We start from the raw sequence: 20702 nt of genomic DNA on the forward strand, positions 1-20702 counted from the left end.
CAGGTGCCGGAAGTCATGGCCGTGGTCATGGGTGGGCACGGCTCGTCTCGTGCGAGTGTCCGACCGCTCCGATGCGGGTCACAGCAGGCCGATGGCGCGGGCGCGCAGCGCCGCCTGGGTGCGGTCGCGGGCGTCGAGTTTGGCCAGCACGCCGCTGACGTGGTTCTTCACCGTGCCCTCGGCCAGGAACAGCGCGGCCGCGATCTCCCGGTTGGAGCGGCCGTCGGCGAGCAGCCGCAGCACGTCCAGCTCGCGTTCGGACAGCGGCACCACCAGCGGCTGCGGCCGGCCGGCCGGTTCCTCGTCGGGCAGCCGGGCGAACCGGGCCACCACCTTCGCGGCCACCGACGGCTGCAGCACCGCCTCGTCGCGGGCGGCGGCGAGGACCGCCTCCACCAGCTGCGCCGACGACGCGTCCTTGAGCAGGTAGCCCAGCGCCCCGGCGCGCAGCGCCGCGAACACGTCCTCGTCGTCGTCGAACGTGGTCAGCACGATGACCCGGACGGCCGGGTGCTCGGCCCGCAGCCGGCGGGTGGCCGCGACGCCGTCCAGGACGGGCATGCGCAGGTCCATCAGCACCACGTCGGGCCGCAGTTCGGCCGCGCGGTCCAGGGCCTGCGCGCCGTCGCCGGCCTCGCCGACCACCACGATGTCGTCACGTACGCCGAGCAGCACCGCCAGGGCCTCCCGGAACAGCGACTGGTCGTCGGCGAGCAGCACCCGCACCGGTGTGCGGCTCACCCGGGCACCTCCACGCGCAGCGTCGCGCCCCGGCCGGGCACGGACTCGATGCTCATCCGGCCGCCCGCGTGCGCGGCGCGTTCGCGTAGCCCCAGCAGGCCGTAGCCGGGCAGCTCGGCCGGGTCCGCGGCCAGGCCCGTGCCGTCGTCGCGGACCTCCAGCCGCACGGCGGCCGGGCGGGTGTAGTCGAGGACCAGCTCGGCCCGGGTCGCCCCGGCGTGCTTGCGCACGTTGGTCAGGCCCTCCTGCGCGGCCCGGTAGAGCGACTCCTGGGCGGCGGTCAGCAGCGGCCGGGCCTGGCCAGTGACGTCCAGGCTGGTCGGCACGCCCGCGGCCGAGGCCTGCTCCGCCAGCGCGCGCAGCGCCTCGGCCAGGGGAACCTGCGAGCGCGGCTCGCGGATCGCGCCCACCGAACGGCGCACCTCCGCCAGCGCCTCCTCGGCCTGGACCTGCGCCTTGGCCAGCACGGCGTCGGCCCGGTCCGGGTCGCTGCCCAGCACCGCCCGCGCCGCCTTGACCTGCATCTGCACCACGGTCAGCGAGTGGCCGAGGCCGTCGTGGATGTCGCGGGCGACCCGGTTGCGCTCCTGCGCCACGGCTAACCGCTCGACCTGCAACGCGTACTCCCGCAGCTGCTCGTGGGCGCGGGTCAGCTCCTGACGGGCCTGCTGCTCGCGCATGATCAGACGGGTGAGCACGGCGGCGAACGCGGCCGCGGCCAGCATGCCCAGCGCCTCCCGGAGCCCTTCGCGCCACTCCATGCCCGTGTGCGCGAACGGGACCAGGGCGACGATCACCAGCGCGCCGCGCGGCGGCAGCAGCAGCATGCTCTGGCTGACCAGCACCAGCAGCAGCAGGATCGCGCCGACCATCGCGCCCGAGGTCACGAAGACGGCGTACCCGAGCAGCAGCTGCGCGGCGACGAAGGCGATCCGCGGGCCGCGCCGGGCCACGCGGTGCACCCGGCTGAAACCGGCCGTGGCCGCCGCGACGTACACCGCGCCGAGCAGCACCGCCGCGACCGGGGAGTGCGGCATGCCCGGCGGCGGCTGCGCCACGACCACCCCGGCGACCAGCGTCAGATACGCGGCCACGGTCAGCGCGTGGAGAGCACGGTGCACGCCTCCACTGTGGCCGGTCGGCAGCGCCTGGTCAACGCACCGTCCGCTAGGGGGAGGCCGCCGCGTCGTGCGACGTGGCCGTCCACGACGCCAGCAGCTGGGCCGCCTCGCCGGTGCGCAGATGGTCGTCGCTCTGCACGGCCCGCATGTCGGCCAGCACCGCGGTCAGCTCGCCGACCGCGCCCGCCACGTCACCACCGCGGTGGCGCAGCTGCGCGTGCAGCTGCCGGGTGCGCAGCGCCCGCGGGTGGGTAGGCCCGAACACCTGCTCGACGACCGTCTGCAGCTCGGCCAGCGCCGCCATACCCGCCGCCGGGTCGTCGGCCAGGCCGGTCCAGTACGCCAGGTTGGTGCGGAACGTCAGCGTGGTCGGATGCCGGGGCCCGAGCGCCCGCTCGGCGTCCTGCGTGGCCACCCCGAACTCGGCGACCGCCGCCGCCGGCTGCCCGGCCAGGCCGCGCCAGTAGGCCAGATTGTGCCGGGCTGTCAGCGTGTCGTGGTGCAGCGGCCCGTGCACCGCGACCAGCCCTTCCACCGCGCGCTGGTACGTCTGCACCGCCAATTCCGCGTCCCCGGCCTCGCCGATCCACCGCCCCAGGTCGGACAGGGTGCTGACGGTGTCCGGATGCGCCGGGCCGCGCAGCCGCGCCAGCTCGGCTGCCAGCGCCTCGAAACCGTCTCGCGCTGCGGCCGCGTCGCCGGACATGCCCTGGCCGAGCGCCACGTACCGCCGTGCCGCCAGCGTCAGTGGATGCCCGTCGCCGAGCACCGCAGCCGCGTGCGCGCGCAGCGGCACCATCTCGGCGTGCATCGCCGCGGGCGCACCGAGCTCGAACGGCTGCAGCGCCTCGTGTAACCGGATCCACAGCGTGTCCGCGTGATCCGGGCCGAGCAGGCGTTGCGCGTCGTGCCGCAGGCGCGACAGGTCGGCGAGAGCAGCGGCAGGGTCACCGAGCTCGCCGACCGCCTGAGCCCGCTGCGCCGCCACGAAGATCGCATCCCGGTGCTCGCCGCCGAGCCTGGCTCGGGCCTGTTCCAGCAGCTCGTCCAGGACGTCACGGGCCGCGGCGGTGCGGCCCACCGCCATGAGGTGCTCGCCGAGCCGCCGCAGCACCGGATGCATGCCGCCGTGCCACAGGAACTCGTCGGCCGCCCGGCGCAGCGCCAGCAGGCTGTCGTACAGCGCGGCCACCGGCAGGCCGCCGTCCGGGGCCGCCCACGCCTCGTCCAGCGCGTCCGCGGCGGCGCGGGCCAGGCCGGGCAGGTCGGCGTCCGGGACCGACTCCCGGACCGCGCGCTGCACCAGGGCGTGCATCGCCACCGTCGCCGTGTCGTGGGTGAGCAGGCTGAGCCGGTGCAGCGCCCGCAGCGCGACCAGCGCCTCGCGCCGGTCCGCGCCGATCCGGGCCCGGGCCGCGCCGGTCAGCAGCAGCTCCTGCGGCACCCCCACCGGGGCCAGCAGCGACACCAGCTCCAGCAGCCGCTGCGCCGTGCCCGGCTTGGCCAGGGCGGCGGCGCGCTGCGCCGCCAGCTGCCAGGTGCTGGCCACCGTACGGTCGTGGCCGTCGGCCGGCGACGACGACGGGAACAGGTCGGCCAGCCGCTCGCGCTCGTCGTCGAGCAGCCGCCGGTATGCCGCCACGCCCGTGCCGGTGTCGATGAGGAACGCCGCGGCCTGCGACAGCGCCAGCGGGAAGTGCCCCAGCGCGGCCGCCAGCCCGGCCAGCTCGGCGTCCGGCGGCGGCTCGCCCTGCCCTGCCGCGGGGTCCAGCGACAGGCGGTTGCGCAGGTAGTCCACCGATTCCGGGCCGGTGAACATGCCCACCTGCACGACCCGCGCCGCCGGCCGCAGCACCATCGCGTCCCGGCGGCGGGTCGTCACGATGCTGCGCCCGTGCTCGCCGATCGGCCACAGCCCGTCCAGGTCGGCCGGGTCGTCGGCGTCGTCGAGCACGACCAGCCACGGCTGAGGCGTCGTGCGCAGCCACGCGACCAGCAGGTCGGCCTGCGTCTCCTCGTCGTGGCCGTAGCCGTCCGGGTGCGCGGCGCGCCCGGCCGCCGTGGGCCGGTCCAGGGCTCCGCCGGACACGGCCCGCCAGGCCCGCGCGTAGCCGGCCAGCAGGGACTGCCGCGACGACGCCGACACCCAGGCGAACAGGCCCCCGCCGCCGCGCGCCCGGTGGAACGCCGCCGCGGCGAGCTGCGACTTGCCCGACCCGCCCGGCCCCGTCAGCAGCACCTGGCGGACCGCGTCGTCGCGCAGCGCGTCGTCGATGGCCGTGGCCAGCTCCGGGCGCTCGCGCAGCGAGGAGGCGTCGCTCGGCGGGCGGCCGACGACCAGCTCCGCAACGGACTTGCCGGCCGGCGGGGTGCGCACCGGGGCGCGCTGCTGTTCGTGCGCGGCCCGCCACAGCTGCCGCCAGCGCTGCAGCGACTGGCCCGTCGCCGAACCGCCCGCGGCCGTCTCCACGGCCTGCACGAGCGCGTGCACCTGCTCGAAGTCGCGCGGCACCGACCGGCCGTTGATCCATTCGCCGAGCCGGCGGGCGTTGACGGCGATCCGCCGCCCCGACGGCAGCGCGATCCCGCTCGCGCGGCGGGCCAGCACCTCGTCGGACACGTCGGGCAGGCGGCGGCGCAGCTGTGCCAGCGCGGCCGTGAACGCGACCCGCGGTGCGGAGTCCTGATGGTGCGATCGCTCCGCCATCGTGGCCCGCGACCCCCTCCCCGGTTCGTCGTGCACCTGATTCTAGGATGCGCCGATGTGGACGGTCGGCCCGTGCCGGTCACCGGACCGGCCCGCACCGGGGAGCGGGCGCAGCGGTCACCTGCCCGCGCCGAGCTGGCCTTATGGCGGCGCTGCGAGCCGAGGTCCAGGCGGGCGGCGGTGCCGCGCGGTTAGCGTCGGCGCGCCGGGCGTGTCCCGCCGCGGCGGAGACCAGGCACGTTCACGAGTGGAAGGCATCGGTGACCATGCGCACGCTGAGTCCGGAGGACCTCGACCGGCTGGTCCGTTCCCACCGCAATCTGAAGATCTCGGTCTGGGTCTTCTGCATCGCCATGATCGGGGTGCTGGCCCTGCTCATCGCCAACAATCTGACGATCTCGCCGGGATGCGGCGCGGCGGTCGGCGTCGGCATCGGCGCGCTGCTGCTCATCCCGCAGAAGCAGCTGCTGTCCGAACTCGGCCTCAGCCGGCAGGAGGCCAGGCAGATCCTCAGCGACGAGCGCAAGCGGCGCAAGAACACCACCGCCTGAACCCGGGGGACGGGACGGGCCCTCGGGGCGGCGAGGGCCCGTGTCCCGGCCGCCGCGATCAGGGCAGTTGCAGGCTGACGATGCCCAGTTCGGTGCCGACGACCAGGTGGGACGCGTCGCGTACGGCGACGCAGTGCACCGTCGCGTTGAGCCGGATCCGGGTGCCGCCGGCCGGCCGGTCACCGGCCCCGCCCGGTGCGGGCCGCACCCACAGCGTCTGGTCGGCCCCGCCGCTGACCAGCACCGTGCGGTCGCCGCGCCGGTCGATCGCGGCCGCGTGCACCCAGCCCTCGTGGCCGGTGAACGGCGCACCGACCGGCTCACCCGTGGCCGCGTCCCAGGTCCGCACGGTGCCGTCGTTGCCCGCCGACACCACCAGCAGACGGTCGCCGGACTCGCCCGCCGCGACGGCGTTGACGTCGGAGGCGTGCCCGGTGAACGGCTCCCCGACCGGCTCGCCGGTGCGGGCGTCCCACAGCCGTACGACATGGTCGAAGCCTCCCGAGACCACGACCGGGCGGCCGCGCAGCGACGCGAACCCGACCGCGCTGACAGAGCCGTGGTGGGCGTCGACGGGCGGCCAGCGCAGCTCCCGGGTGGCCGCGTCCCAGACCTGCACCTTGTGGTCGTTGCTGCCGGACACGATCACCGGATGCCCGTCCAGCCGTCCGAACGAGACCGCGTTCACCGAGCTGCGGTGCCCCGTGAACGGTTCGCCGACGGGACGGCCGGTGGCGGCGTCCCAGATCCGCACGGTGCGGTCGTCGCTGGCGGAGACGACGACGGTCCGCCCGTTGACCTGTCCGAACACGACCGAGCGCACGCCGTCGGTGTGCCCGGTGAACGGGGCGGCCAGCGGCCGGCCGGAGGCCGCGTCCCACAGCCGCACCGTGTGGTCGGTGCTGCCCGACGCGACGACCAGGGCCCGGTCGAGGCGGCCGAACGCGATCGCGGTGACCGGGCTCAGATGCCCGGCGAACGGAGCCGCGACGACCTGCCCGGTGGCCGCGTCCCAGGCGCGCAACGCGCGGTCGGCGCCGCCCGCGACGACGATCGGCTGGCGGCCGAGCCGCCCGAACGCCACCGAGCGCACCCCGCCGGGCGTCGCGTACAGGGACCCGACGGTCTCCCCGGTGATCGCGTCACTGACCCTCACCTGCGCGCCGGTGCCCCCGGCGACGACGATCGGCTGCCGGCCGAGCTGCCCGAACGCCACCGACCGGATCGGCCCGGCACCCGTGATCGGCTCGCCGACGGGCTCGCCGGAGTCGGCGTACCACACGCGGACCGTCTCGTCGTCGCTGCCGGAGGCCACCGCGGGCAGCCCGTCGACGGTTCCGAAAGCCACCGCGGTGACCGCGCCGTCGTGGCCGGTGATCGGCTCGCCGACGGGCTCGCCGGAAGCGGCGTCCCACAGCCGCACCGTGTGGTCGTCACCGCCGGAGGCGACGACGGCCGACCCGTCGAGTTCACCGAAGACCACCGCGTTCACCGCCCCCGTATGCCCGGCCAGCGGCGGGCCTGCCTCCCGCCCGGACGCGGCGTCCCACAGGCGCACCGTCTCGTCCGCGCCCGCGGCCGCCACCATGGCCCGGCCGTCGACGCTGCCCAGGGCCACCGACCGGATCGCGCCCGCGCCGGTGATCGGCTCGCCGGCTGCCCGCCCGGAGGCGGCATGCCACACCCGCACCGTCTCGTCGTCGCCGGAGGCGATCGCGGGCTGACCGTCGACGGTTCCGTACGCCACCGCGGTGACCGCGCCGGTGTGGCCGGTGACCGGCTCGCCTACCGGCTGGCCGGAAGCGGCGTCCCACAGCCGCACCGTGTGGTCGTCACCGCCGGAGACGACGACCGGCTGGCCGGCCAGGTCGCCGAACGCCACGGCGTCGACGGCGCCGGTGTGCCCCGTGAAAGGCTCACCGACGGGCTCGCCGGACACCGCGTCCCACAGGCGCACCGTCTCGTCCTCGCTGCCCGACACGATCACCGCCCGGCCGTCGCGGACGCCGAACGCGACCGACGACACCCAGTCGTTGTGGCCGGTGAGCCGGACCCCGATCTGCCGTCCGGTGACCACGTCGGACACCTGCACGGTCTGGTCGTTGCTGCCGGACACGACGACGGGCTGCGAGCCGCGGCGGCCGAAGGCGACGGCGTTGACGTGGTCGGTGTGCCCGGTGTAGACGTCCGCGACGAGCCGTCCCGTCTCGGCCGACCACACCTGCACCGTCCGGTCCTCGCCGCCGGACACGACGATCGTGTCGTCGCCGAGCCGCCCGAACGCGACGGCCTTCACCCGGCCGGTGTGGCCGTCGTAGGGCACGTCGTACAGGCTGCCGGTGTTCGCCTCCCACAGCCGCACCAGGCCGTCGGCACCGGCGGTCGCCACGACGCCCTGCCCGCGGATGTCGCCGACCGCCACGGCGTAGACCCCGCCGGAGTGGCCCGCCAGCGGGCCGCCCACGAGCTGGCCGGTGGCCGCGTCCCACACCATGACGCTGTCGTCCTCGCCGCCGGACACGATGACCGCCCGGCCGTCGAGCCGCCCGAACGCGACGGTGCGCACCGGCCCGCGGTGGCGGTGGGGCCGCCCGGGCAGCGGGCGGCCGGTCGTGGCGTCCCAGCGCCGTACGGTGCCGTCCCGGCCGCCGGACACCACGACCGCCTCGCCGTCGATCTGTCCGAACACGACGGAGGTCACCCAGTCGGTGTGGCCGACGAGCGGCTCGCCGATCGGCCGCCCGGTGGCGGCGTGCCACAGCCGCAGCCTGCGGTCGCCGCTGGCCGACGCGACGACCGCCCGGCCGGCGACCTCGCCGAGCGCGACGGCGGTGACCGGGCCGCGGTGCCAGGTCAGCGTCTGGTGTGGCGGATGCATACGCCACGAGGCCCAGTGCGCGGTCCAGGGCAGCGGCAGGCCGCTGGCGGTGATGTCGTCGGCCAGGTGCGGGGCTCGCGCGCATCGGGCGGCGAGCTGCAGGTAGGCGGCCCGTTCGGCCGGATGGGCCTGCATGCGGGCGATCGCCCTGCGGTACGCGTCCGCGGTCGCCCATGCCTGCGGGGTGCGGACCCGGTGCAGCGCGGTCAGCAGCGGCTCGGCCGGGGTGTCGGTGAGCAGCCGGGGCTCGGCGAGCAGCATGTCGAGGCAGTCGGCCTGCACGGCGTGGCTCGCGATGGCGGCAGCCGTGTACGGATGGGCCCTGGCCCAGTCCCGCGTGCCGTCGAGCCGTCGGGGCACCCGGTCGACGAGCAGGTCGAAGATCGCCCGGTGGTCGGCCCGGGTGATCGCCGCGGCGTCGGCCTTGGCGTTGCCGTTGTCGGGCAGGTGGGGGAGCGCGCCGTGGCCGGCCCGGCGTTCGGCGAGCAGGTGCTCGGCCAGCGCCGCGTGGTAGAGGCGGTACACCGAGCCGTTGGCCAGCCGCGACTCGATGATGTAGTAGCCGGCGTGCTCGACCAGCCAGTCCAGGTCGCGGTTGCCGCACGGGCGGCCGGTCAGCCGGGTCACCAGGCGCGGCCACAGGTCCTCCCACGGCAGCCCCGCGCCCTGCGCGTAGGCCAGCGGCAGCAGCAGGTCCCGGGCCCGCGCGGCGTCGTCGCCCAGGCGTTCGTCGAGGTCGCGGCGCATCGCTGCGGCAGCCTCCCGCGGCAGCGAGGCACGCCAGGCCGGATCGTGCGGGTCGGCCACCGGCTCGTCCTGCAGGGCGAGGCTGCGGGCGGTGATCTGGGCGACGAGGAACGAGTCGCCGGCGGCGGCGGCGAGAGCGTCGACCACCGCGGCCAGGTATTCGGGCCGCTGCCTGCGGTAGGGCGACGTCTCGACCAGCTCGGTCAGGCACGAGCGCACGTAGGTGTGCAGGCTGGGCTGGTCGGCGTAGCGGGCCCGGTCGAGGTTTGCGACCTCGACCGGCTTGCCGAGCGGGCCGATCAGGTGCCGGCGGGTGCCGATCAGCAACCGCAGCGGCGTCCGGTGCGCTGCCCGGACCAGCGGCGCCAGGACCTGCCTGACCATCGCGAGGCCGCTGATCGTGGTGTCGCCGACCTCGCCGGCCGCCTCGTCGACGCCGTCGATGACGACGGTGACCGGCTCGGTCCGGTTGCGTAACTGCGCGACGAGCTTGCCCGGCGAGTCGACGGCGGCGATGTCGTCGAGGCCGCATGCCTCGGCCAGCCCGGCGAGCAGCGCCTCCGGGGTCAGGCCGCGGGCGTGGATGAAGCGGCTGATCGACTCCCGCGGCGGGATGGTGTCCGGCGGCAGCAGGTGCACGTCGGGCACCCGGGCGCTGCGGCCCGGGTCGGCCAGCGTGTCCAGCCGGGCGAGCAGCGCGGACTTGCCCGAACCCGGATCGCCCGTGATCACCAGGGTGGGTGGCGGCGGGTGCCCCGCGGCTTCGGCGAGCCACTCCGAGGCCCGGCGCAGGGCGGCATGCCGCCCGGTGAACAGCCAAAGATCGTCGCGCTCGGACGACGGGTCGAGGCCCTGCCCGAGGCGAGCGCTGCGTTCCCTCTCGGCCCGCCGGGCGTCCTGCTGCAGCCGCAGATCCCGGGTGCGTACGTCGAGGTCGGCGTACCACTGGCTGTACAGCCGGTTCGGAAAGAACTCCCCGGTCTGCTCGCCGAAGTAGAGCAGGCGGGCGTGCTGGGTGACGGCCACGCCCGCCGCGGCTTCGGCCATCTCCGCGTTCACCTGCGTGATCAGCGGCTCCAGTGGGAGGAACGGCACCTCGTGACCGGCGATCGCCCGTTCCTGCACCGCGCGTGCCAGGGACTGGGTGAACGTGCCGACCCCGGCCTGCTGGTAGTCGCGAGCCGCGACGATCACCGCGATGGCGAGCCCGCCGGCCGTGCGGCGCAGCCGGTCGGCGAAGCCCACCGCCCCGGTGGCCAGCGTGCCGGCGGCCGCGCCCGCGTAGCAGGTGTCCAGCACGAACAGCAGTCGCCGGCCGACCAGCTCGCCCGGCGCGTCGCTGGCGAGCAGGCGCCCGGTCAGGTCACCGGCGTGCAGGAAGCTGAACGAGCGGTCGGCGGTCGCGTCGGCCATCGGCAGCAGCAGCTCGGTCCCGGACACCTCGCCGTGCCCGGTGTAGTACACCGCGATCATGTCGTCGGGCATGCGCTCGGGACTGCGCAGGAAGGTCCGCAGCCGGCCGGTGAAATCGACCGCGGTCAGGTCGGCGCCGAAGCCCGGCACCACCTCGTAGCCCAGGCCGGTGAACAGTTCGGCGGCGCGGCTCAGCTCGTCGACGAGTTCGGGCAGGTCCACGAGGTCAGTCGACGGGGCGTACACGGTCGTCGCCGCGCCGATGAAGTATCGGCGCGCCGCCGGGGCGCCCTCCTGCCCGCTCACGCGGGGCCGGCGAGCAGTCCCGCGGCCACGGCCGCGCCAGTCTCCCGATCGGACAGATAACGCTCCACCTGGTGCGCGCCCAGCCCGTTGCTGATCTCCACATCGCGCACCCGTTCGCCGTACACGGTGCGCAGCAGCGGTTGCAGCGCCACGAAGTCGCCCGCGTCGGTGATGTTCGTCCACCGCTCGACCGTCGGCCAGGCCCCCGTCGACGGGTCGAGCCGGTGTGTGACCAGATGCGGCACCCCCAGCGGCGAACCGAGGGTCACCAGGTCGGTGACCGGCCACTCGGGGTGGGCGCACAGCGCCTCGTACGCCACGACCGAGCCCAGCGAGTGGGCCACCACCACCCGGGTGTCGTCGCCGATCGCCGCCGCGAACCGGTCCCGGGCGGCCGCGCGCACCGCCGGGTCGGTGAAATAGGACGTGACCTGCTTGAGCCACCACACCAGCAGGCGCTCCGACACGTTGGCCAGGAAACGCGCACCGGCCAGCGCCAGCAGCGCCTTGCGGGCCGACGTGCGCGGCCCCAGGGTGCGCGCGTCCGGCGCGACCACCGCGGGGTCGATCCGCGCCGCCGCCGCCCACCACTGCAGGAGCAGGTCGGTCTCGGGACCCTCCTCGACGTCGTCGGCCGTCAGCGGGGGAATGTCGCCACTCAGACGCTTGCCTTGCGGGCGGAACACATCGCCGTAGAACACACAGGCCACTTCGGATGCGGTGAGCCCGGCGGCGGGGGCCAGGCCGGCCTGGGTCGCGTTGTCCAGTCCGCCCAGCAGCGCGGGGACCCAGCTCTCGGCCAGCTGCGGCCGGCTGGCGTACGTGTTGTGAATGCCGTGCACCGCTACCACCCGCGCCATCCGCCAAACCTATCCACCCCGCGCCACCGCGCCCGCCGCCCCGACTGTCGGGAATGCGACGCTGTCAAGGCGATTCACCCGCTCGCGGGGTGTGGCCGACGATGGCGCGTGTCGATGGCGCCGGTGGGTCATCCGTCGATATGCTCGCCGGGGGCCCGCAGGGCGTCTCCGTGATCCGCCACCGTCAGTCCCGCCACCGTCGACCCTCGGCTGGCCGTCATCCGCGCGGAGCCGCCACGTGCAGATCAGTAGACCCAGTTTGGACGCGGTCCCACTGGGACCTTTCCGTGACCTGATCGACGCGCTGCATGAGCTGTACGTGAGCGCCGGCTGCCCGTCCGGCCGGACGGTCAGCACGAGCATCAACCGCGACCGCTCCCTGGAGTACGTCTCGCACGAGACCTACCGCGCGGCGCTGCGTGGCGCATATCTGCTCTCGTGGCCGAAGTATCAGTCGATTATCGTCGATCTCAACAAGCGCACGCTCGCCCGGCGCAACGAGACCGAACTGGTCGCCAGGTTCCACGCACTCTGGGCGCGCGCGCAGGAGGACAGCCAGCGGCCGACGCGGACGGGGGAGACGACGACGGTGCCGAACTCACGCGCCGGGCGCGGCATCCCGCCGCAGCCCCCACGACCCGACGCGGTCGTCTCCTGGCCGGTGCAGCAACTGCCCACCCGCAACTCCTCGTTCACCGGCCGCCGAGCGGCCCTGGCCCGCATCCGCACCGCGTTCGAGCAGCACGAGCACACGACCGTCGTGCTGCACGGCGTCGGCGGTGCCGGCAAGACCGAGCTCGCCACCGAATACGCCCACCGGTACGGCGAGAGCTACCCGATCGTGTGGTGGGTGCGCTGCACCGACGTCGACCAGGCCCGCGCCGGCATGGCCGAGCTGGCCGCGCGGCTCGGGCTGGGCAACGGATCCCCGGGCGACCGCTCGCTGGCCGAGTTGCGCCGCTATCTCGGCGCGCCCGAGGTGCCGCATCTGCTGATCTTCGACGACGTCAACGGCGAGCAGGAGCGGGAGATCCGTGACCTGCTGCCGATCGGCGGCGGGCACGCGATACTGACCACCACCGACCGCGAGCTGCCCTACGACGCGACGATGGTCGAGGTCGAGGTGCTCGAATTCGCGCCGGACGAGGCCAGCGAGTTCCTCTCCCGGCAGCGTCCCGGCATCACCGACGCGCAGCTGGCCGACTTCATCGAGCTGGTGGGCCGCCTGCCGCAGGCCCTGAACATCGCGGCCCGGATCGACCCGGCCGCCCTGCACGGCCAGTACGCGCCGTCGGATCCGGTGGTCAGCGCGCTGGCCATCGCCCGGGCCGGGTTGAGCGCCGAGCACCGGGACCTGTGCGACCTGTTCGGCTGGTTCGGACCGGCGCCGGTGCCGATCGCCCTGCTGCAACGCGCCGGGACCACGCTCGGCTCGGCGCTGGGCATGACCCTGCGCAACCGCGTCGAGCTGCGCCGCGCGCTGCGGGCACTGGCCAACTACGGCCTCATCCGGCTGGGCGAGCACCAGGTCGAGATGACGCACCTGGCCCGGCAGGCACTGCCGTCGTCGCTGCCCGCCGACGCGGCCGCGCGGGCCCGCCATCACGTCCACGAGATCCTGGCCCGGGCCGCGCTGGGCGTGCCCGGGGTGGCCGCGGCGGGGGAGTACCGCGAGATCGGCCGGCATCTGCAGCCGTCCCGGCTGGTCGAGTCGCGCAACCCGGACGCGCAGAAGCTGATCGCCGACCAGGTCCGGTTCCGTGTCCTGGACGGCGACCTGGCCAAGGCCGCGGACCTGGCGGGCCAGGCCGCGGCCGTGTGGCAGCAGCCGGACTTCCTCGGCCCGGACCACGAACTGGTGCTGCGGGTGCAGGTGGACCTGGCCGGTGCGTGGCGCGGGCTGGGCGATTACGCGCGGGCCCGGGACCTGGCCGTCGACGTGGTACGGCGGCTGCAGGCGAGCCCGGCGCACGGCGCAGACCACGAACTGACCCTGGCCGCGGTCGCGGGCACGGCCACCGACCTGCTGGTCGCGGGCGACTACGCGCAGGCGGTCACGGCCGGGCGGGAGAACCACGACCGGTCCCTGCGCGCGCTGGGCGCGGGGCACGCGCGCACCGCGGACTGCCGGCGGCGGCTGTCGGCGAGCCTGCGGCACGCGGGCGCGTACGCCGAAGCCGCGTTCCTGGACCTGCCCGACTTCGAGCGGCTGGAGGCCGCCGACACCGCCGCCACGGTCCGCGCCGCGTTCGCGCTGGCCGAGGACCAGTCCGGGCTGGGCCACTACGACCGGGCGCTGGAGCTGCTGGACCGGTACCTGCCCCTGGGCAGCCGGCTGCTCGGCGACGGCGACCTCGGCATGCTGGCCGCCCGCCGCACCGCCGCGGTCGCCCGCCGCCGCCTCGGCTGGCCGCAGGCGCTCGACGAACTGGCCGAGCTGTACATGCGCTGCCGGGAGATGCTCGACCGCTCCGACGCGCACCTGCTCTCCGTGACGGTCAGCTACGCCAACGCGCTGCGCGACGCGGGTGTCACCTCGCGGGCCGAGCGGCTGGTCACCGACGCCGTCGAGGGCTACCGCAGCAGGCTGTCCGACGGGCACCCGCTGACGGCGGTCGCCCGGGTCAACCTGGCCGCGGTGCAGCGCGCCCGCGGGTTGTGGGCGGCCGCCCGCGAGACCGGCCGGCAGGCCGCCACGCAGCTCGACAAACTGCTCGGGGAGAGCCACCCGTACGCGATCGCGGCCGCGGTCAATCATGCGACAGATCTGTCGCTGACCGGTGACCGGGCCGGGGCGGTGAAGGCGTCCCGGGCCGCGTACGAGATCGCCGTCGCCGCGCGCGGCGCGGAGCACCCGGAGACCCTGGCGGCCGGCACGAACCTGGCCCTGGACCTGATCGCCGTCGGCAAACCCGACGATGACCTGCGTGAACGTATGCTCGTCGGCTGGCAGGACCTGCTGGGCGAGCACGAGTTCGTCGCCCGCTGGGCGCGCGGTTCCCGGGTCGAGTGCGATCTTGATCCACTGCCGATCTGAGGCGTCCACCTGGGAGCTTGACCGGGGCCCGTCCCATGATCGCCAAATCTTGCCAAGTGATCGGTCAAACGCGTGCTCAACGCCGTGTCGGGGCCTATGTTGAGTCGTCCGGGCACATAGCCCGGCGTCGAACACGTCATCCGGCGAGGGTCGCCGTATGGCATACCCGATGGGGAGCAAATGGTGAAGGCTGAAATCACGATGGAGCCTCCGGCCGCAGCATGGTCGCCACTGGTTGATCTGTCCGATCGTCCCCTGCTCGATGCGATCCAAGCCGGCGACGACGCCCTCGCCAGGGCGGCCCGCCGAGTGATCCGCGCGCTCGACGACCCGGACGGCATCATCTCAGCCTTCCAGTCGTTCACCTCGTGACCGTGCTGTCGGCCGGCGACGCGATGACGTCGCTGCGGCAGGCACAGCGAGCGGCAGCACCGTGGCCGTACGCCGAGCTCGATCCGGAGCGGCTGCGCGCCGCCGGCTGGCGGCCGACACCGATCCGCGACCTCATCCTCAAGGTTCACCAGCGCTGCAACCTCGCCTGCGACTACTGTTACGTCTACGAGTCGACCGACCAGAGCTGGCGCGATCGCCCGGCGGTGATGGCCGACGAGATCTGGCAGGCCGCGGTCGACAACCTCGCGCGGCACGCCGCCGCACACGGGCTGCGCCGGGTGCAGGTGATCCTGCACGGCGGCGAGCCGCTGCTGTTCCGGCTCGACCGCATCGAACGCCTCGTCGCCTTCCTACACGCCCGTATGCCGCAGACCACCCAGGTGCGGGTGGGTATGCAGACCAACGGCGTGCTGCTGACCAGGACCACCGTCAACCGGCTGGTGGAGCTGGGGATCAGCGTGGGGGTCAGCGTCGACGGCGCGCAGCCCGATCACGACCGGCATCGGCGCACCCACTCCGGGCGGGGCAGCTTCACCGCCGTCGTCCGCGCCCTGGACCTGCTGCGCGAGCCCGCGAACCGGTCCGCGTACGCCGGGATCCTGACCACGGTCGCGCCCGACACCGACCCGGTGGCCACGTTCGAGGCACTGTCCGCGTTCGACCCGCCCATGATCGATTTCCTGCTGCCGCACGCCAACTGGGGCGAGCCGCCGCCCGCCGCCCGGCCCGGCGCGACGCCGTACGCCGACTGGCTGATCACCGTGTTCGACCGCTGGTACGGCCGGGACGAACCGGTCCGGATCCGGCTGTTCGACGACATCCTGGCCCTGCTGCTGGGCGGCGCGAGCGGCTCCGAGCAGGTCGGGCTGAGCCCCGCCGGCATGCTGGTGGTGGAGTCCGACGGCGCGCTGGAGCAGGTCGACGCGCTCAAGTCCGCCTATCCCGGGGCCGCGGCCACCGGCCTCGACGTGCGCCGCGACGAACTCGACCGGGTCTTCGACGACGCCGGCGTCGCCGCCCGCCAGCTCGGGGCGCAGGCGCTGTCGAGCACCTGCCAGGCCTGCCCGGTGCGCCCCGTCTGCGGCGGCGGCCACTACGCCCACCGGTACCGGCCCGGCGCCGGCTTCCTGAACCCGTCGGTGTACTGCGACGACATGCGCCGCCTCATCGACCACGTGTCCGCGCGCGTCGCGGCGGACCTGAACCGTGCCGCTCGACCGGAGAAACGATGACTGCCTTCCACGAGTTCGATCCCGACCAGTTCACCGCGCTCGCCCGCGGTGACGGCGGTCCGGCGGCCATCGACGCGCTGCGGACCGCGCAGCTCAGCCGCCACCTGCTGCTCATCGGGCACCTGCTGCGCAACTGGCCCGGCAGCGAGGCCGAACGCGACGCCGTCGCCGACACCCTCGAACGCGCCCGCCGGGCCGCGCCGGACCGGTTCGCCCAGGTGCTCGGCGCGCCGCTGGTCGGCTCGTGGACCGGCATCACCGTCCGCGCCACCGAACGCGGCGTCGCCGCCGCCTCCGATTTCGGGCAGCTGTGCGGCATCGCCGCGGTCGCCGCGGCGGCCGCGGGTGTGCCCGCCGACCTGCCGGTGCCGATCCGGGACGGCGTGCTCTCCGTGCCGGGGCACGGCGCGCTGACGGTGGGCGACGCGGCCGAGGCCCGGCTGATCGCCGACGGCGGCCGGCTGTCCGTCTCCGTGGACGGGCGCGTGGTGTCGCTGCCCGCCCCACCCGCCGCGGGCGCGGTGTCGGCGCAGGGTGGTCCCGTCGAGACCGTGCCCGGCTGGCAGCCCGTGCGCCGGCTCGTGGCGACCGGCGCGCCCGGCGTCGCGCTCGACGACGTCGACCCGTACCGCCACGGACACCACGCGCCGCCCGCCAACCGGCTCGACGACGCCGAGGTCGCTCACTGGCAGACCGTGTTCGCGCAGGCCTGGGGGATGCTGGAGCGCCGGATGCCGGGCCGCGCCGCGGAACTCGCCGCCGGGCTGCAGGTACTGGTGCCGCTGGCGCAGACCGACCCGCACTCGGCGCGCAGCGCCACGATCAAATACGCGTTCGGCGCGTTCGGGCTGACCCGCCCCTCGTCGGCGGCGGACCTGGTCGTCACGATGGTGCACGAGTTCCAGCACTCGAAGCTCAGCGGCATGCTCGACCTCACCCCGATGAGCGACCCCGCCGACACCCGCCGCTTCTTCGCCCCGTGGCGCACCGACCCGCGGCCGCTGGCCGGGCTGCTGCAGGGGGTGTACGCCTTCGTCGGGGTCGCCGACTCCTGGCGCGCGCTGCGCGACGAGGACGGCCTCGCCGACCTGGCCGCCGCCCGCTTCGCCGAGGCGCGCCTGCAGGTGGAACGCGGGCTCGGCGCGGTGGAGGCCTCCGGCGCGCTCACCGACACCGGGACGCGGCTGGTCGCCGGGCTGCGCGAGCGCACCGACGAGCTGCTGGCCGAACCACTGGCCGCGGCCGTGGTCGCGGCCGCCGAGGAGGCGCTGAGCGAATCGCACCGCCAGTGGCTCGAGCGCAACAAGCAGCTCGTCGCGGGCTGACCCGAAGCGGTGGCCCGCAGCCGATGTTCCGGCAGTGGGCCACCGGTTCACGGGATCAGGTCGGGGGCGGCTCGATGTCGCCCTCGGTGCGCTCGTCCCGCTCGATCGCCTCCACCTCGGGGTGCGTCGCGCCGAGCGCCTCGCGCAGCGCCTGCAGCGAGGTGCGCCGCAACTTGTCGGCCTCCGCGGTGCGGCCCACGGCACGCAGGTCGTGCGCGAAGTTGATGCCGCGCATAAGCAGGTACGGATGCTCGCCGCCGTTGCGGGCCTCGTGGCCGCCGCCGGACAGCTCCTGGCTCACCGTGTACATCTTCTCGGACAGCTCGCACGCCTGAGCATGTACTCCGGCCAGGGCGAGGTCGCTGGCGAGCGACACGCCCGCGCACAGCGTGTACGGGTGGTTGGGGCCGAGCACCTCGCCGAAGCCGGTGTAGCAGCTCTCGCTGAGTGCACGCGCCTGGTCCGGGTCACCCATGGCGCGTGACAGGATCGCCTGGTTCACCTTCGCAGCCAGCGTCAGCGGGTGCTTCACGCCGAAGTACTCGTCGTAGCGCGCTATCGCCTCGTCGAGCAGCTGAGCCGCCTCGTACGTGCCACCGACCTGGCGGAGCACATTGGCGTAGCTGACCGCGGCGGCGTTGGTGAACTCGTGGGTGTCGCCGAACCGGGACAGCGTCCGTTCGAAGTGCTCCCGCAGGATCCACCGGGCGTCGTCGAGGTAACCCAGCTTGCGCAGCAGGATCGCGTAGGTGCGCTCGGCCAGCAGCACCTGGCTGCTGCCCGCGCCCAGCGCCTCGGCCAGCGGCTCGCGCCACTGCTGGATCCAGTCCAGACCGGCCCGGTAGGCGCCCATGCCGTAGTAGTTGCGGGCCTGGTTGATGTACGCCGCCAGGGCCCGGGGGTCGGAGCCGCCGACGTCCTCCCAATGGTTGGCGATGTCGCGGTCCTGCTCGAACGCCGTGGCGAAGTCGCCGATCATCCGCAGGTCGACGGCGAAGTTGGCCTGCGCCCGCAAGGTGTAGGCCTCGGTCGCGTTGAATACCCGCCGGTGCCGGTCCAGGGACGCCTTGTCGAACTCCAGCGCGTCGTTGTAACGGCCGTCGATGCGCAGGTGGGCACCGACCTGGTTGGCGTGGATGAGGGTGAACTCGTGCAGCTCACCGAGCCGCGGGCTGGCGCACATGCGGTCATACGTGTCGCGGACCAGGGTCGCGGCCTCGCTGGCCCTGCCGAGCACGCGCAGCGCGTTGGCCATCATGCTGCGGGCGCGCAGCGTGGCCAGGCCGTTCGGCCCGCGCTCCGGGTTCTCGGTGGGCTTGGCCCAGTGGCCGGCCGCCTCGGTGGCGAGCCGCAGGCTGTTCTCGTAGTCGCCGATGATGTAGAGGTAGCGCGTGTGGTCCAGGACCGTCTTGACCGCGCCCGCGTCGTCGGAGTAAATCATCTGCGCGCGGTCGAGGTGCGGACCCAGCTCCGCCTGCACGTCCAGGCCGCCCAGCTCGTCGGGGTCGCCGGGGTTGGCCTCGGCGAGCAGCCGCTGGGTGTTGCGCAGCGTCACCTTGGCCAGGTCGGGCGGCAGGATGTCGCGCAGGATGTCCTGGACCAGCCGGTGCACCTGGATGCGCTGGGCCGGGTCCACCTTGGCCAGACCGCGGTTGTTGAGGTCGCGCACGACGCGGCTGAGCTTCACCGGGTCGTTGAGGGTGCTGCGCAGCGGCTCGGTCACGTCGGCGGAGCGGCCCCGGCTGAGCAGGTTCAGCGACACCGGCTCACCGGACAGGAACGACAGCAGCTCGAACAGCTGGGCGCTGGCCGGCGCGGTGGTGCGCAGCGTCTCGCTGGCCAGGGTGACGAACGCGGTCACGGTGACCGGGTAGCCGTACGGCTTGGACTCCGACAGCAGGTCGGTGCGGCTGTGGCTGTCCAGCAGCTCGATGTACTCGCTGACCGGCATCGCCGTCGACCGGCACCACAGTGCGGCCTGCTCCAGCGCCAGGGGGAGGTCACCGAGCTTCTCGGCCAGCTCGTTCGCCTCGCCGGGCCGCATGTGCAGGCCGCGGCCCTCCAGCATCTGGATGCTCTCCTCGCGGGGGAACACGTTGACCTCGATGGGCCGGCCGACCGAGCCCCACTCCGGGTTGCGGGTCGTCACGATGACATGGCCGCCGGTCGCGGGCAGCAGCGGCTTGAGCGCGTCGGGGTCGTCGGCGTTGTCGTAGACGAGCAGCCACGGCACGCGCAGGCCGGCCAGCGCGTCGAGCACGGTGCGCGCGGTCTGCTGCCGGTCCTCGGTCACGGTAAGCCGCAGCGTCTCGGCGAGCTGGGTCAGCGCGCCGAGCACGGTCGCGGTGCGCTCGGCGGGGATCCACCACACCACCTCGTAGTCGTCGAGGTGGCGGTAGAGGTATTCCACGACGAGCTGGGTCTTGCCGACCCCGCCGAGGCCGTGGATCGTCGGCGGCAGCACGGCCGCCTGCGCCCCGCTGCTGAGCACCTCCGACAGCTGGTCCAGCAGCTCGCTGCGGCCGGTGAAGTTACGGTTGCGGATCGGCACCCCGCCGCCGACCACGCGCGTCTCGGATCGCCGCGAGCTGGGTGTGCGCGGGGACGGGGGAGTGAACGCCGGGGCCGCGGTGGCGGGCAGCGGACCCGCCCCGCCGCGCAGCAGCACCAGCGCCGCGAGGTCCACGCCGAGACCGCCGGCGACGGTGTCCACCCAGGTCCGCAGGCCGTCCGCGATCGGACCGGTGAGCAGCTCCGACAGGCGGCTGGCGAAGGCCAGCACCTGCGGCACGCCGTCGTCCGGGATCGGCAGGCCCTCCATGATCTTGATGGCGCCGGCGGTGTCGCGCCAGGTGCGCATCGAGTACAGCTGCTCGGCGCCGCCGAGCCCGTCGACGGCCTCGGCGACCTGGCTCGCGGCCAGGTTCGACAGCAGGCTGCGCAGGTGGTCACGGTCCGGTCCGGACAGCAGGCCGGGGCTCAGCTCGGCGACCGCCGCGTGGATGGCCGAGGTGTCGCCGACATGCTGCTCGGCCACGATCGAGGCGAGCACGCGCAGCCCACCGGAGCACGCCGCGGAAGTGTTGACCAGGCTGGACATCTCGTGGCGCACGTCGTCGAAACGCTTGACCCGCAACGTCCGCCGCAGCACCAGGCGCATCTGCTCGATGAGCTGGTCACGGACGGCCGGATCGGCGAGTTCGGGTACGCGTACGAGCATCTCCACGAGGTTTTCGAGCGTGCCTCGGGTTCCCACCGTTTCGGCCATTGGCACTCATTTCAGCTGTGAACCGACACCCTCTGCGGATCCTATCCGACCTGACCCGCCCCGCAAAACATCGGAACCGGTGAATTGCCGACTGTCGCGCGGGTCGCGGCGAGGAGCCGAAAG

Annotated in this window: 11 protein-coding genes; 5 read left to right on the forward strand and 6 right to left on the reverse strand. The window is 74.4% G+C overall.

What is annotated here, in order from left to right; all coding sequences use genetic code 11:
- Positions 1–78: 78 nt before the first annotated feature.
- The 3 genes from ACFQO7_RS27530 to ACFQO7_RS27540 are packed head-to-tail and all read right to left on the reverse strand — an operon-like array spanning position 79 to position 4569.
- A complete protein-coding gene (locus ACFQO7_RS27530; RefSeq protein WP_376809095.1) occupies positions 79–741 on the reverse strand; it encodes a response regulator in 663 nt (220 codons plus the stop codon).
- On the reverse strand, positions 738–1862 hold the full coding sequence (locus tag ACFQO7_RS27535) for a sensor histidine kinase (RefSeq protein ID WP_376809096.1): 1125 nt from the start codon (positions 1860–1862) through the stop codon (positions 738–740). Before ACFQO7_RS27535 ends, ACFQO7_RS27530 begins: the two co-directional genes overlap by 4 nt.
- A gap of 46 nt (positions 1863–1908) precedes the next feature.
- A complete protein-coding gene (locus ACFQO7_RS27540; RefSeq protein WP_376809097.1) occupies positions 1909–4569 on the reverse strand; it encodes a tetratricopeptide repeat protein in 2661 nt (886 codons plus the stop codon).
- A gap of 266 nt (positions 4570–4835) precedes the next feature.
- On the opposite strand from ACFQO7_RS27540, the gene ACFQO7_RS27545 reads away from it, so the two are divergent.
- Positions 4836–5120, forward strand: coding sequence for a hypothetical protein (locus tag ACFQO7_RS27545; RefSeq protein WP_376809098.1), 285 nt, complete (start codon positions 4836–4838; stop codon positions 5118–5120).
- A 58-nt stretch (positions 5121–5178) separates the two neighbouring features.
- On the opposite strand, the gene ACFQO7_RS27550 is transcribed toward ACFQO7_RS27545, so the two are convergent.
- Together ACFQO7_RS27550 and ACFQO7_RS27555 are read right to left on the reverse strand one after the other, a co-directional pair.
- Entirely contained in the window at positions 5179–10464 is a 5286-nt protein-coding gene (locus tag ACFQO7_RS27550) for an NACHT domain-containing protein (protein ID WP_376809099.1), read from the reverse strand.
- Positions 10461–11324 carry a hypothetical protein gene (locus tag ACFQO7_RS27555; protein WP_376809100.1) on the reverse strand — a complete coding sequence of 288 codons (864 nt, stop codon included), beginning with the start codon at positions 11322–11324 and terminating at the stop codon, positions 10461–10463. The genes ACFQO7_RS27550 and ACFQO7_RS27555 overlap by 4 nt, the downstream gene beginning before the upstream one ends.
- A gap of 238 nt (positions 11325–11562) precedes the next feature.
- On the opposite strand from ACFQO7_RS27555, the gene fxsT (ACFQO7_RS27560) reads away from it, so the two are divergent.
- From fxsT (ACFQO7_RS27560) to ACFQO7_RS27575, 4 genes are all read left to right on the forward strand, one after another.
- The gene (gene fxsT, locus ACFQO7_RS27560; RefSeq protein ID WP_376809101.1) at positions 11563–14361 is read left to right on the forward strand and encodes an FxSxx-COOH system tetratricopeptide repeat protein; all 2799 of its coding nucleotides are present in this window, start codon (positions 11563–11565) and stop codon (positions 14359–14361) included.
- A gap of 183 nt (positions 14362–14544) precedes the next feature.
- Positions 14545–14733, forward strand: coding sequence for a hypothetical protein (locus tag ACFQO7_RS27565; protein ID WP_361048631.1), 189 nt, complete (start codon positions 14545–14547; stop codon positions 14731–14733).
- Positions 14730–15986, forward strand: a complete 1257-nt coding sequence (locus tag ACFQO7_RS27570; protein ID WP_376809102.1) for an FxsB family cyclophane-forming radical SAM/SPASM peptide maturase — start codon at positions 14730–14732, stop codon at positions 15984–15986. The genes ACFQO7_RS27565 and ACFQO7_RS27570 overlap by 4 nt, the downstream gene beginning before the upstream one ends.
- Positions 15983–17311 carry an HEXXH motif domain-containing protein gene (locus ACFQO7_RS27575; protein WP_376809103.1) on the forward strand — a complete coding sequence of 443 codons (1329 nt, stop codon included), beginning with the start codon at positions 15983–15985 and terminating at the stop codon, positions 17309–17311. The genes ACFQO7_RS27570 and ACFQO7_RS27575 overlap by 4 nt, the downstream gene beginning before the upstream one ends.
- Before the next feature lie 55 nt (positions 17312–17366).
- Here ACFQO7_RS27575 and fxsT (ACFQO7_RS27580) read toward each other — a convergent pair whose 3' ends face one another.
- A complete protein-coding gene (fxsT, locus tag ACFQO7_RS27580; protein ID WP_376809104.1) occupies positions 17367–20579 on the reverse strand; it encodes an FxSxx-COOH system tetratricopeptide repeat protein in 3213 nt (1070 codons plus the stop codon).
- Positions 20580–20702: the final 123 nt, after the last annotated feature.

It is taken from the genome of Catellatospora aurea, assembly GCF_042663325.1.
Taxonomy (GTDB): domain Bacteria; phylum Actinomycetota; class Actinomycetes; order Mycobacteriales; family Micromonosporaceae; genus Catellatospora; species Catellatospora aurea.